This is a genomic window from Microbacterium gallinarum (genome assembly GCF_014837165.1).
In the GTDB taxonomy this organism is placed as follows: Bacteria; Actinomycetota; Actinomycetes; order Actinomycetales; family Microbacteriaceae; genus Microbacterium; species Microbacterium gallinarum.
In genome coordinates this window covers 768,209-782,175 of the sequence record NZ_JACSPM010000001.1, presented here as the reverse complement: position 1 = coordinate 782,175, position 13,967 = coordinate 768,209, and the positions used below count along the sequence as shown (strand labels likewise).

Genomic DNA, 13,967 nt, shown 5'->3' with positions numbered 1-13,967 from the left:
GTGATCCATCACCTCCGCGCCGCGGGAGTCAGCCTCGTGCTCGACTCCCGCGGCGCGGGCGTTCCCGCCGTGGTCCACTGGGGGCGCGACCTGGGCGCCCTCGACCTCGCCGACCTCGAGACTCTCGCCGACGCCGTGGTTCCGGCGATCGCGCCCAGCTCGATCGACGTGCCGCTGCGGCTCACGCTGCTGCCCGCCCTCGGCGACGGGTGGACCGGGCGCCCGGGGGTGGCACTAACCGACGGGCGCGTGCCGGTGCGGCATCGCGGCACCGCGCGCGAAGACGACGTCCTCGTGGTCGAGACGGCGGTGGGAGATGCCGCCGTCACGACGCGGCTCGAGCTCACCGCGCAGGGCGTGCTCCTCGCCTCGCACACAATCCGCAACGAGGGCGACTCCGCGATCGCAGTCACGGCAGCCGACGTCGTGCTCCCGGTCCCCGATCGGGCACGGGAGGTGCTCGACTTCTCCGGCCGCTGGGCGGGGGAGCGGCGTCCGCAGCGCAGCCGTCCCGGCCACGGCGCGTGGCTGCGCGAGACCCGTCACGGCCGAGGAGGCCACGACGACCCGTTCCTCATGGTCGCCGGCACCGCGGGCTTCGACTTCGGCTCGGGCGAGGTGTGGTCCACCCACGTCGCCTGGAGCGGCGACACCCGGCAGTGGTTCGAGCGGTCCGACCTCGCGCCCGCCGTGCTCGGCGCGGGGGAGCGATTCACCGCCACGACGCTCGCGCCCGGTGAGTCGTACGCCTCTCCGACCGTCGTCGCGACGTGGTCGGACGCGGGTCTGGACGGCCTGTCCGACAGACTGCACCCGTGGGTGCGATCGTGGTCGACGATCGCGCGCCCCCGGCCGCTGACCCTCAACACGTGGGAGGCCGTCTACTTCGACCATTCCCTCTCCCGCCTCGAGCCGCTCGTGGAGCGCGCGTCCGAGGTGGGCGTCGAGCGCTTCGTCCTCGACGACGGCTGGTTCCTCGGCCGCACCGACGACCGGCGCGGCCTCGGCGACTGGACGGTCGACCCGGAGCGCTGGCCCGTCGGGCTCGGCCCCCTCGCCGCGCGGGTGAACGCCGCGGGGATGGAGTTCGGGCTGTGGGTCGAGCCCGAGATGGTGAGCCTCGACTCCGACCTCGCCCGGCGGCATCCCGATTGGCTCCTCACCGCACCCGACTCGGTGACGTGGCGCTGGCAGCACGTGCTCGACCTGTCGCTGCCCGAGGTCGAGCAGCACCTGTTCGACAGGTTCGACGCCTTGCTCGACGAGTACCCCATCGCCTACCTGAAGTGGGATCACAACCGCGACCTCCTGGTGGAGGCATCCCGCCCGCAGGTCCTCGGCCTGTACCGCCTGCTCGACCGGCTGCGCGCCGCGCACCCCGGTGTCGAGATCGAGTCGTGCGCGTCGGGCGGCGGCCGGATCGACCTCGAGATCCTGCGCCGCGTCGACCGAGTGTGGACGAGCGACACCAACGATCCGCTCGTGCGGCAGGCGATCCAGCGGTGGACGGGCATCGTTGTCCCGCCCGAGTACCTGGGCTCGCACGTCGGCGACGCCCGCGCGCACACGACGGGACGCGTCGCCGGACTCGGTTTCCGGCTCGCGACCGCGCTGTTCGGGCATGCCGGGATCGAGTCCGACCTCACGCGCGTCTCGCCGGAAGACCTCGAGGCCGTCCGCCGCTGGGCGGAGGTCTACCGCGAGCACCGGGCGCTGCTGCACGCGGGACGCGTGGTGCGAGCGGACGCCGCAGACACCGCCACGCTGGTGCACGCCGTGGTCGCTCCCGACCGCGCGCACGCGCTGGTCTCGTACGCCGTCGTCGGCGAGACGGACGCCGCGCTGCCCGCACCGCTGCGGTTGCCCGGCCTCGACCCCACGCGCCGGTATCGCATCAGCGTGGTCGACCTCGGCACCGGCCCCGGCATGCTGCAGGATGCGCCCCCGCCGTGGTACGCGGCGGGCGAGGTGACGCTGCCGGGCGCCGTGCTGGCCGACATCGGGCTGCCGATGCCGCTGCTGCAGCCCGGCAACGCCGTGGTGCTGCGCGCCGACGCGGTCTGACCCGGCTGGCGGCGTGCACATCGTCGGCAATCCGGCGAAGCGCGACGGAGCGGGGCCGCCTGACCGACGGGCGGGCGCTCACCGCCGCGGTTCCGGAGCGCGGACTGCCGACGCTGTGCACGCGCCGCCCGCGTGACCTCAGCCGCGGGCGGCGCGCTTGACCACGTCGTACGCCGCGAGCGCGGCCTGGCGTGACTCGCGCAGGTCGACGATCGGCGGCGGCGGATCGTCCGACAGGTGCTCGGGCGCCCACTGCCGCACGTAGTGCCCGTCCGGGTCGAACTTCTTCGCCTGCAGATCGGGGTTGAAGATCCGGAAGTACGGCGCGGCGTCGGCGCCGGACCCCGCAACCCACTGCCAGTTGAACGGATTGTTCGCGGCGTCCGCGTCGACCAGCGTGTCCCAGAACCACTGCTCGCCGAGCCGCCAGTCGATCAGCAGGTTCTTGATGAGGAAGGATGCCGTGACCATCCGCACGCGGTTGTGCATGTAGCCGGTCACCCACAGCTCGCGCATGCCGGCGTCGACGAGCGCGATGCCCGTGTGCCCGCGCCGCCATGCCTCCAGCGCGGAGGGACGCAGGCGTGGCCAGGGGAACGCATCGAACTCGCGCCGCAGGTTCTGCGTGGCGAGGTCGGGGGAGTGGAACAGCGTGTGCCACGCGAACTCGCGCCAGCCGAGCTCCGACAGGAACTTCCCGGCGCGCCCCGTCGCCACCCCCTCGTGCCACACCTGGTGCGGGCTCACCTCGCCCCAGCGCAGACGTGGCGACAGCAGCGACGTCGCCCCCGCGGCGGGCTCGTCCCGCGCGCGGGCGTAGTGGCCGAGGTCGTTGTTCAAGAACTCGCGCAGGCGTCGGCGCGCGGCGGGTTCCCCAGGCTCCCACGTCTCGCGCAGGCCCCCCGCCCAGTCCGGCTCGTGCGGGAGCAGCTCCCAGTCGTCGAGCCGATCGGAGTCGATCGGATGCCGCGCCCCTGCGATCTCCCGCGGCTCGGGCAGCGGCGCACGCGGGGCGGGAAGTGACTGGCACGCGCGCCAGAAGGGCGAGAAGACGGCGTAGGGCGTGCCTGCTCCCGTGGTCACCGTCCACGGCTCGAAGAGGAGGGATGCCGCGAACGACGCCACTTCGACGCCGGCGTCACGCAGCACCGCCTTCAGCCCGGCGTCGACGGCCCGCTCGGGCCCGCCGTACCGGCGGTTCCAGAACACGGCGCCGGCTGCGGCATCCGTCACCGCCTCCCGCACCACGCGATCGGCCGGACCGCGCCGGAGCACGAGAGCGCCGCCGCGCTCGGCCAGGCGTTCGGCGAGCGACGCCAGCGATCCGTTCAGCCACCAGCGGGCGGCCCCGCCCAGCGGCCGGATGCCCGGCGACTCCTCATCGAGCACGTACAGCCCGATGATCGGCTCGCCTCGATCGATCGCCGCACGCAGCGCGGGGTTGTCGGCCAGGCGCAGGTCGTCGCGGAACCACACGATCGAGGGGCTCGGCATGGGTCCATCCTGTCGGGGCGCGCCGGCGGCCGTCCGGGGTTGACAACGGCCTCGCCCTCCTGCGTGCCGGAGTCAGGCGACCTGAATCCGGCGCACCGGATCCCGGCCCCGGTCGAACGGTCGGGAGAAACTGCACGAAACCGGCGAGTCGCGGCACCGAGGCGGCCGAATCTCCCGACGCTTTGACGGGCGCGCGGCATCCCGTGGCGCGTTTCGCCTCGCTCGCCCGACGACCGCCGGGGTGAGCCGGTCAGAGCGCGTCGGTCTCGTGGTCCTTCGGGACGACCATGAGCAGCCCACCGGGCTCGACTCGCGTGCGCACCGAGATCGCCTCCCCGAACTCGTCGCCGTCGAGCTGCACCGGACGGGGATCCTGCGTCGCGATCTCGATCCCCGAGCCGCGCGAGTACCGCACGGCGTTGTCCTTCGTGCGCAGTGCGAGCACGCGGCGCCCTGCCCGGAAGCGCCGCAGGAAGCTGTTGTCCCAGGCGACGCGGCGCCAGACGAAGATCCACCCGAGGGGCCCCTTGGGCTGGAAGATCACGATGTCGAGCGCGCCGTCGGCGACGGATGCCTCGGGGATGAGCTCGAGCCCGGCGGGCAGCGACCCGCAGTTCGCGAAGAGGATGCTCTGCACCCGCGCCGAGTGCAGGCGGGCTTCGGGCAGCTGGTACATCACGCGGAACGGCTTCGCGCTGGGCAGAGAGCGAGCTGCGCCATCGACGTACGCCACCCAGCCCACCGTCTTCTTGAGCTGCGGGTTGGTGTTGGCGATCATCGCGGCGTCGAGCCCGATCCCGCCCATCACGACGAACGCGCGCTCCTCGATCTCGCCGTCCCGGCGCTGCAGCTTCGACCAGCCGATGTCCATCGCGAGGGTGTCGCCGTCGAACACCGCGCGCATCATCGCCTCGGGCTCGGTGAGGGGAAGCCTCAGATTGCGCGCGAGGAGGTTGCCGGTGCCGCTCGGCACGATCGCCAGGCGGACGCCCGACCCGCTCATCGCCTCGGACACCGCGCGCACCGTGCCGTCGCCGCCCGCCACGAGCACCGCGTCGGCACCCGCCTCGAGCGCCTGACGCGTGACGTCGTCGCCGAGGTCGTCCACCGTCGTCTCGTAGAAGAGGGGCTCCGCCCAGCCGGCTTCGGCGGAGAGGCGCATGAGGGTCTCACGCAGCGCGTCGCCGTCGGCCTTGATGGGGTTGTAGACCAGCGCCGCCTTCGGGCTCGGGCGCTCGTCGCCGCCCGCCATGGGCTCGGTCTCGCCCTCGGGCCCGACGCGGCGGGCCTCACCGCCCTCGCCGTCCTTCGTGTCGGGCTCGACGTCTTCCGGCTCGCGGATCACGTCGTCCGGTGCCGCCGCCGCCGCGGGATCGGGATCGTCCGCGTCTCCGGGCTGGTCGTGACCCGCCCCCTCGGCGGCGGCCTCCGCCACGCGTTCCGCGTCGGCCTCGACCTCTTCGTGGTCGGGTCCGTCGGCGTAGATCGCGTCGGACGGGTGCACGGGGTCGGTCGCGTCCTCGCCGCCCGGCTCGGCCGTGCGGTCGGAGTCGGGAGGGGTCACCATGCGTACAGGTTATGGCCAGATGAGGCGCCGGATGCCGCGTCCCGCCCGGCGACTAAGGTTGTAGGGTGATCGATCCCGTCCTGCTTCGCGAGAATCCCGTGCTGGTCAAGCGGTCGCAGGAGGCCCGCGGCGAGTCGCCCGACACCGTCGACGCCGCCCTCGAAGCCGACCGCGCCCGACGCGCCGCCATCACCGCGTTCGAAGAGCTGCGGGCCGCGCAGAACGCCCACGGCAAGAAGGTCGCGCAGGCGCCGAAGGACGAGAAGGCCGCCCTCGTCGCCGAGGCGAAGGAGCTGAGCGAGCGGGTGAAGCAGGCTCAGCACGCCGTCACTGCGGCGGAAGAGGCATCCGCTCTCGCTCTCTCCAAGATCGAGAACATCGTCATCGACGGCGTTCCCGCCGGTGGCGAAGACGACTTCGTCACACTGCGCACGCACGGCGAGGTTCCCGCGTTCGCGTTCGAGCCGCGCGACCACCTCGAACTCGGCGAACTGCTCGACGCGATCGACATGGAGCGCGGCACGAAGGTCTCGGGCAGTCGCTTCTACTTCCTCAAGGGCATCGGGGCGCGGCTCGAGCTCGCCCTCATGAACCTCGCCCTCGACCGGGCGCTGCAGGCCGGGTTCGTGCCGCTCATCCCGCCGACGCTCGTGCGTCCCGAGGTGATGCGCGGTACCGGGTTCCTCGGGCAGCACGCCGCCGAGGTCTACCACCTCGAGGAAGACGACCTCTTCCTCGTCGGCACGAGCGAGGTGCCCCTCGCCGGGTACCACATGGACGAGATCCTCGACCTGAGCGAGGGCGCCAAGCGCTACGCGGGCTGGTCGACGTGCTACCGCCGCGAGGCCGGCTCGTACGGCAAGGACACCCGCGGCATCATCCGCGTGCACCAGTTCAACAAGCTCGAGATGTTCGTCTACACGACGGCGGCGGACGCCGAGGCCGAGCACCTGCGCCTCGTCGAGATGCAGGAGCGCATGCTGCAGGACCTCGGCCTGAGCTACCGCGTGATCGACGTCGCCGCAGGCGACCTGGGGTCGAGCGCCGCGCGCAAGTACGACATCGAGGCGTGGGTTCCGACGCAGAACGCCTACCGCGAGCTGACGTCGACCTCGAACTGCACGACGTATCAGGCGCGCCGGCTCGACATCCGCCACCGACTGCCCGCCGAGCCAGGCAAAGGCAGCGGCAAGACCGAGCCCGTCGCCACGCTCAACGGGACGCTCGCGACCACGCGCTGGATCGTCGCGCTCCTCGAGACGCACCAGCGCGAAGACGGCTCGGTGACCGTGCCCGAGGTGCTGCGTCCGTTCCTCGGAGGGCTCGAGGTCATGGAGCCCGTCACGTGACGGAAGCGCATCTTCCGCCGACCGGGTCGATCAAGGTCGTCAAGCCCAAGAAGGCGGCCAAGCTCGTCGAGCGGGTCGCACGCGACACCGAAGACCCGTCGGTCGTCACCGAGCGGCTGCTCATCGTGCTCGACATCGACGGCACGCTGATCCTCGAGGACGAGTCGCTCAGCCCGGGCGTCGTCGAGGCCGTCGAGCACGCGCGGCGCGCGGGCCACGAGGTCATGATCGCCACCGGCCGCAGCTGGGAGGGCACGCGCGGCATCATGCGCGTGCTGGGGCTCTCGCCCGAGTACGTGGTGTGCTCGAACGGCGCCGTGGTGCTCAGGCGCGTCGACGGCGACGAGGTGCGCTATGAGCGCGACCACATCGAGACGTTCGATCCCACCGAGGTGCTGGCGCTGCTGCGTGAGCACCTGCCCGACGCCCGCTACCTCGTCGAGCTGCCCGACGGTCAGCGGCTGTACACCGAGTACCTCGAGGACTGGAATCTCGTGCACGCCCGCCGCGTCGGCTTCGACGAGCTCGGCGCACAGCCCGTGTGCCGCATCGTCGTGGTCGCCCCCGATCAGGGTCCGCAGGACTTCCTCGACCTCGTCGAGCGCATCGGCCTCAACCAGGTCTCGTACGCCGTCGGCTGGACGGCGTGGCTCGACATCGCGCCGCAGGGGGTCGACAAGAGCACGGGCCTCGAGATCGTGCGCACCGAGCTGGGCATCGACCCGGCGCACGTGCTCGTGGTCGGCGACGGCCGCAACGACGTCGGCATGTTCCGGTGGGCGCTCGAGAACGGCGGCCGCGCGGTTGCGATGGAGCAGGGCCCGCAAGAGGTTCGGGATGCCGCGGGCGAGACCACGACGTCGGTCCAGGCAGGCGGCGTCGCTGCGGTGCTGCGCAAGCTCTGAGCGCGCCCTTTCAGACCTTCCACAGGCGTCGCTGGAAGAATCGGGGGACGGTCTGTCGGTTAGACTCGACGCCTGTCTGACGGATGCCTCGCTGAGGCATCGTCGGGAGGGTTGTCCGAGCGGCCGATGGACCTGGTCTTGAAAACCAGTGGGCAGCAATGTCCCGTGGGTTCGAATCCCACACCCTCCGCAGAACGCCGGGGGCGTATCAGTGAGAGCAGCCTTCCCCCGAGAGGACACGAGTGGCCGAGACGACCAAGCCCGCGAAGCGTGGCCGTCGCACCGTCGCACGGCACGGTGAGCTGACCTCGCCTCACCCCTTCTCGCTGATCATGAAGCTGGTCGGCGTGGTCGTCGCCGTCGTCCTCGTCTCCACCGCCGGTGTCGCGGCATACGCGCTCACCGACCTGACGGGCAGCGTCGCCGAGAACGCGGTCGCGCTCGAGGGCCAGGAAGACCTCCCGCCCGACATCGGGGCGATCGAGGGAGGCGTGAACCTGCTCCTCGTCGGCACCGACGAGTGCGAGCCGCAGTACGCGAAGTACTTCGGCGAGCGGTGCACCGGCGCCGATTCCGAAGGCCAGCTCAACGACGTCAACATGCTGGTCCACATCTCCGACGACCCGCGGCGCGTGACCGTGATCTCGTTCCCGCGCGACCTCATGATCCCGATCCCGTCGTGCACGAGCGAGGACGGATCCGTCACCGGCGGGGTCTCCAACGACCAGATCAACACCGCGTGGTCGTACGGCGGCCTGTCGTGCGTCAACAAGACGATCTCCGAGCTCAGCGGTCTCAGCATCCCGTTCGCCGCCAAGGTCAGCTTCGGCAACGTCATCAACATCACCGACGCGATCGGCGGAGTCGACGTGTGCATCGGCAACGGCGGCATCCGCGACAGCAACACCGGCATCGACTGGCCCGCCGGCGAGCGCAATGTGCAGGGCCTCGAGGCGCTCCAGTTCCTGCGCACGCGCTACGGGCTGGCGAACGGCAGCGACCTCGCCCGCATCAGCAACCAGCAGCAGTACATGTCGAGCCTCGCCCGCAAGCTCGTGAGCGAAGAAGTGCTGTCAGACCCTGCGACGCTGTACAAGCTCGCGACGACCGCCGTCGACAACATCACCCCGAGCGAGTCGCTCGCCAACCCGATGACGCTCGTGCAGATCGCCCTCGCGGTCAAGAACGTTCCCTTCGAGGAGATCGTCTTCGTGCAGTACCCCGTCGACCAGGACCCGTACGACGAGAACCGCGTGGTCCCCAACCGTCAGGCCGCAGAAGCGCTGTGGGCGGCCCTCGCGGCCAACGAGCCGATCCACGTCACCAACGACGCGAACCTCGGCGGCGGCGTGATCACGGTCGAGCCCGACGCCGACGAGACGCCCACCACGCCCACTCCTTCGACGACGCCGACTCCCGGCACCACCGAGGCTCCGGTCGACCTGCCGGACTCGATCCCCGGAACCTCCGCCGCCGACCGCACCTGCTCGGCAGGCAACGTGCGAGCCGACGGCTGATGCCCGCAGGTACTCGACCCTCCGAAGAGGGCCGCCTCCCCCTCGCGCGCCACGCGGTGCACCGGGACCGGCATCCGCTCGTCGCCTTCCTCGCCATCTTCGCCGTCGCGCTCGCCGTCATCGGAGTGAGCGCCACGAGCATCACCGCCTTCAGTGTGTGGGATGCCGCGAACTCGCTCACCGCCAACGCGGTCGTCCTCGGCGAGGACGAGCCCATCCCCCCGTCGCTCGGAGCCATCGAAGGCGGCGCAAACCTGCTGCTGGTCGGAACGGACTCGTGCGAGGGAGAGAACGCCGCACTCTCGGCGGCCTGCCAGAACGGCGACGTCGAGGGCGAGCGCAACGACGTCACCCTGCTCGTGCACATCTCGGACGAGCCGCGCCGCATCACGGTGGTGTCGTTCCCCCGCGACATGGTGGTTCCCATCCCGGCCTGCCCCACCGAGGATGGGGCGGGCAACTACCCGGCCATGAGCGCGCAGAAGCTCAACGTCTCGTACACCTACGGCGGGCTGGCCTGCACCGCGCTCACCGTCGAATCGCTCATCCACGACAAGATCGACTTCGCCGCGGCGATCCGCTGGGCGGGCGTCATCAACATGTCGGATGCGATCGGAGGCGTCGACGTCTGCATCACGGGCGACGTCCACGACCCGCACACCGGACTGACGCTCGCGGCGGGCACGCACACCCTCGAGGGCCGGCAGGCTCTCCAGTTCCTGCGCATGCGCCACGGGATCGGCGACGGCTCCGACCTCGGGCGCATCTCCAACCAGCAGCAGTTCATGTCGTCGATGGTGCGCAAGCTGCAGTCCGACGCGGTGCTGGCCGACCCGGGAGTGCTGTTCACCCTCGCGACGACCGCGATCAGCCAGGTGCAGCAGAAGCAGCTCGTGCTCAGCCAGTCGCTCACGAACCCCACGCTGATGGTGCAGATCGCCATGGCGGCGAAGGACGTGCCGTACGAGGACATCGTGTTCGTTCAATACCCGACGGCCTACTCGTGGGACGGTGCGCAGGTCTTCCCCGTGACCGAGGCGGCCGACGTGCTGTTCGCCGCCCTCCAGGCGAACCAGCCGCTCACGCTCACCGGCGAGTCCAGCCAGGGGCTCGCCATCGAGGTCACCGGCGAAGCGGTCCAGCAGACGCAGGCGCCGTCCGAGACGCCGAGTGACGAGAGCGGGTCGGATGCCGCGACCGCGACGCCGGATCCGACCGGCACGCCCGTCGTCCAGGAGCGCGTCGACCTGCCGTCCGACATCGCAGGCCAGACGGCCGCGCAGACGACCTGCACCAAGCCGCAGCAGTAGCCACGTTTCGAAAACTTCGAAAAGGCTTGCGATCCTATCCTGTTACCGATAACGTCCCCTCAACCGTGATGGGTGCTCTCCGAGCCCTTCGAGGAATGAGGACGACGTGGTCGCGAAATCGAAGAGGACGATGGCCGCGCTGGCCGCCGTCGCCGTAGGGGCGCTGGTCGTCACGCTGTCGCCGCTGTCGCCGGCGATCGCGGCGACCGAGAACCCGATCATCGGCGACGGCTCGGTGTACTCCGCCGACCCCAGCCTGCTCGCCGACGGCGACACGCTCTACATCCACGCGGGGCGCGACCAAGCCGGCACGACGACCAACGACTTCATCATGAACGAGTGGCAGGCGTTCTCGACGAGCGACGTCGACAGCGGCGACTGGGAGCATCACCCGTCGCTGATGCGACCCGAGACGGTCTTCTCGTGGGCGACCTCGGGCCGGGCGTACGCCGGGCAGGTCGTGAAGGGCATCGACGGCCGCTACTACTGGTACGTCCCCGTCAACGAGGCGGCGAGCACCGCGCCCGACAAGTTCGGCATCGGCGTCGCAGTGTCGGACACGCCGCTCGGTCCGTGGACCGACCACGCCGGCGGGCCGATCGTCTCGCAGACCATCCTCGGCAACGACGCCCACAACATCGACCCGACCGTGCTCGTCGACGACGGCCGCGTCTGGATGTACTGGGGCAGCTTCGGCCGTCTCATGGCGATCGAGCTGCAGCCGGATATGAAGACGCGCATCGGGACGCCGACGAACATCACGAGCGGCGTCACCGGGTTCTTCGAAGCTGCATGGCTGTTCACGCGCAACGACACCTACTACCTGGCCTACGCGGCGAACAACGCCGGCCCGACGAGCTCGTGCACGCCGGCGAACTACCACGCGTGCATCGCGTACTCGACGGCGTCCAGCCCGCTCGGGCCGTGGACCTACCGGGGCCGCATCCTCGCGCCGGTGTCGTCGACGACGAGCCACCCGGCGATCGCGGAGTTCAACGGCGAGTGGTACATGGCGTACCACACGGCCGACGCGGTCGGCGGGAACCACTTCCGCCGCTCGGTCGCGATCGACCACCTCGAGTGGGACGACACCCAGACCCCGGCGCGCATCCTCCCCGTGACCCCGACCCCGGTGAAGGGCCCGAACCTGACGCCCCGGTCGAACGTGGCGCCGTGGGCGACGGCATCCGCCTCCAATGAGCCGATCCCCACGCAGTACTGGATCAAGTCGCTCAACGACGAGATGATCCGCCCGAACCCGCTGCCGCCGGACATGTGGGGCAGCTGGACGGCGAACCGCCCCGCGCAGCAGTGGATCCAGTACGACTGGGATGTCCCGGTCCGCGTGGACCGCGCACGTATCAAGTTCTGGCGCGACGCGGCCCCGGGCACGGGCAACGGCGTCTCGAACCCGTCGTCGTGGGTGCTGCAGTACTGGGATGCCGGTGAGTGGAAGGATGTGCCGAACCCGAGCGGCTACCCGACGACCACCACGGCCGTCCATCAGGTGACGTTCGGTGCGGTGACGACGTCGCGGCTGCGCGCGGTGCTCAACGCCTCGCCCAACGCGGCCAACCCGCCGCAGTACTCCGCGCTCGCCGTGGAGGAGTGGGAGGTGCACGCCGCACAGCCCGACGGGGTCGCGCCGGTGGCCGTGCAGACCGTCATCGGCACCGCGCCGGAGCTTCCTGAGACGGTGAGCCTCACATACGGCGACGAGACGCTGCCCGCGCCGGTGCGCTGGGGCGAGATCGACCCCGCCGACATCGTGGCCGCCGGCGAGTTCACGGTGAGCGGCTTCGTCGACGGCTACGCCGCGGGACGCGTCGACGCGACGGTGACCGTCCTCGGCGAGGACCCGTGGCGCACCAACCTCGCGCTGACCGGCACCCCGGAGGCGCAGGCGACGGCCGGCGGCTCGTCGCTCGCGGCGCTCAACGACGGCGAGATCCTCTATGCGGGATCGGCACACCCGGTGTGGACGACCACGGCCGGCGATGCCGCCAGCCGCTGGGCGGGGTACACCTGGGAGGAGCCCGTTCGCGTCGACGGCGTGACCGCGCACTTCTGGAGCGACCGGGCCGGACCCGACGCGGGCGACGGCGTCGCCGTGCCCCAGTCGTGGACCGTGCAGGCGCTCGTCGAGGGAGAGTGGCAGGACGTCACCGGTGCGGGCGAGTACGGCACGGCCGGCGACGGCCCGAACGCGGTCACGTTCGACCCGGTCACGACCACGGGCATCCGGGTGGTGCTGGCGGCGCAGACCGACGGCGAGGCGCACGCCGGCGTCGGCCTCGGCGAGCTCGAGGTGTTCGGCGAGACGATCGACGCCGAGGCGCCCGAGGTGGCGCTCACGGTGTCGGGCGTCGACGGCGCCGAGGGGTGGTTCCTGTCGGCCGCGACCGTGCGGGCGACCGCCACCGACGACCGCGACGTGCGTACGCGCATCGAGCTGTCCGTCGACGGCGGCGCCTGGCAGGCGAGCGACAACGTCCGCTTCGCCGAGGCGACCGTGTCGGGTGACGGCGAGCACACGGTGGCCGCGCGAGCGACCGACGCCGCCGGCAACACGTCGGCCGAGGCATCCGTCACCGTCAAGATCGACGCGACGCGACCCACCGTCACCGGGACGCTCGACATCGTCGCGCGCACGGTGAGTGCGACTGCCGCCGACGCCGGGTCGGGCGTCGCGGGCATCGAGTACGCCATCGACGCTCCGACCGGCTGGCAGGCCTACGGCACCGCGGTGCCGGTCGACGATGAGCGGCACGTCGTGTACCTGCGGTCGAGGGATGCCGCGGGCAACCTCTCCGCGCTGACCTCGATCACCGTGCCGCTGTCGCCGAACGCTCCGCTCGAGGGCAACATCGCCCCCATCGCGACGCCGACCGCGTCCTACACCTCGGGCTGGAACTCCGTCACGGCGGTGAACGACGGCGCACTGAGCGGAGCGTCATGGGGCACGTGGCCCAACGTCGGCGAGCAGTGGGTGCAGCTCGAGTGGGACCGCGTCGTCACGGTCGACAAGGCCGGCGTGCTGTTCTTCCGGGACTCGACCGACGCGTCGGGGGCGGGCATGATCCCGCCGCGCGAGTGGAAGCTCCAGTACGTCGACCTGGCGTCGGGTGAGTGGCGGGATGTCGCGGCCACGGGCTCCTACGACCGCTCGTCGACCACCGTCAACGAGGTGGCCTTCGCGCCGGTCACGACCACGAAGCTCCGTGCGCTCATGCAGGCATGGGGTTCGGCGAGCGGAGGCGGATCGAGCGGCATCCTCGAGTTCCAGGCGTGGGCGGCCGCGCCCGCCGCGCCGGCACTCGACGTGGAGCTCACCGTGACGGGCCGCTGCGTCGCCGGCAAGGGCGTGCTCGCCGTGACCGCCGCCAACGGCGACGAGGTTCCCGTCGACGTCGCGCTCGAGACGGCCTATGGCTCGAAGGCGGTCGCCGACCTCGCGCCCGGCAAGCGCAGCTCGCAGGCGTTCACGACGCGTCAGACGTCTATCCCCGCCGGGGGCGTGAGCGCGGAGGTCACGGGCGTCGTGGGCGGCGAGACGGTGACCTCGGAGGTGAGCGCGACGTACGACGCGCTCACCTGCTGAACGCCGGGAACGGATCGGCACGAGCCCGGGGCGCGCTGGCGCCCCGGGCTCTGCTGTGTTCACGGCGGGATCCTGCAGGGGTCTTGCGGCAGCGGGTGGCCCGACGGTACGCTCCTGTTCGCGGTAACTGTTTGCGTAAACATGGACCCGCTTCCGCAAC

The 13,967-nt window shown here is 71.3% G+C and carries 8 protein-coding genes and 1 tRNA gene; 7 read left to right on the top strand and 2 right to left on the bottom strand.

Annotation, left to right across the window (positions count from 1 at the left end):
• Positions 1 to 2,064 carry an alpha-galactosidase gene (locus tag H9622_RS03560; protein ID WP_191764281.1) on the top strand — a complete coding sequence of 688 codons (2,064 nt, stop codon included), beginning with the start codon at positions 1 to 3 and terminating at the stop codon, positions 2,062 to 2,064.
• 138 nt (positions 2,065 to 2,202) lie between these two features.
• On the opposite strand, the gene H9622_RS03555 is transcribed toward H9622_RS03560, so the two are convergent.
• Together H9622_RS03555 and H9622_RS03550 are read right to left on the bottom strand one after the other, a co-directional pair.
• On the bottom strand, positions 2,203 to 3,558 hold the full coding sequence (locus H9622_RS03555; RefSeq protein ID WP_191764279.1) for a cryptochrome/photolyase family protein: 1,356 nt from the start codon (positions 3,556 to 3,558) through the stop codon (positions 2,203 to 2,205).
• A gap of 250 nt (positions 3,559 to 3,808) precedes the next feature.
• A complete protein-coding gene (locus H9622_RS03550) occupies positions 3,809 to 5,125 on the bottom strand; it encodes a diacylglycerol/lipid kinase family protein (RefSeq protein WP_191764277.1) in 1,317 nt (438 codons plus the stop codon).
• Positions 5,126 to 5,190: 65 nt separating this feature from the next.
• Here H9622_RS03550 and serS point away from each other — a divergent pair, with 65 nt between their 5' ends.
• The 6 genes from serS (at position 5,191) to H9622_RS15770 (ending at position 13,807) form a co-directional block, all read left to right on the top strand.
• Positions 5,191 to 6,474 (top strand): serine--tRNA ligase, encoded by a 1,284-nt coding sequence (gene serS / locus H9622_RS03545; RefSeq protein WP_191764275.1) that lies wholly within the window; start codon positions 5,191 to 5,193, stop codon positions 6,472 to 6,474.
• On the top strand, positions 6,471 to 7,379 hold the full coding sequence (locus H9622_RS03540; RefSeq protein WP_191764273.1) for an HAD family hydrolase: 909 nt from the start codon (positions 6,471 to 6,473) through the stop codon (positions 7,377 to 7,379). The genes serS and H9622_RS03540 overlap by 4 nt, the downstream gene beginning before the upstream one ends.
• Positions 7,380 to 7,484: 105 nt before the next feature.
• Positions 7,485 to 7,569: transfer RNA gene (locus H9622_RS03535), tRNA-Ser, on the top strand.
• A 52-nt stretch (positions 7,570 to 7,621) separates the two neighbouring features.
• The gene (locus tag H9622_RS03530; protein ID WP_318247017.1) at positions 7,622 to 8,896 is read left to right on the top strand and encodes an LCP family protein; all 1,275 of its coding nucleotides are present in this window, start codon (positions 7,622 to 7,624) and stop codon (positions 8,894 to 8,896) included.
• Entirely contained in the window at positions 8,896 to 10,206 is a 1,311-nt protein-coding gene (locus tag H9622_RS03525; protein WP_191764271.1) for an LCP family protein, read from the top strand. The genes H9622_RS03530 and H9622_RS03525 overlap by 1 nt, the downstream gene beginning before the upstream one ends.
• A 106-nt stretch (positions 10,207 to 10,312) precedes the next feature.
• The gene (locus H9622_RS15770) at positions 10,313 to 13,807 is read left to right on the top strand and encodes a family 43 glycosylhydrolase (protein WP_318247016.1); all 3,495 of its coding nucleotides are present in this window, start codon (positions 10,313 to 10,315) and stop codon (positions 13,805 to 13,807) included.
• Positions 13,808 to 13,967 lie beyond the last annotated feature (160 nt).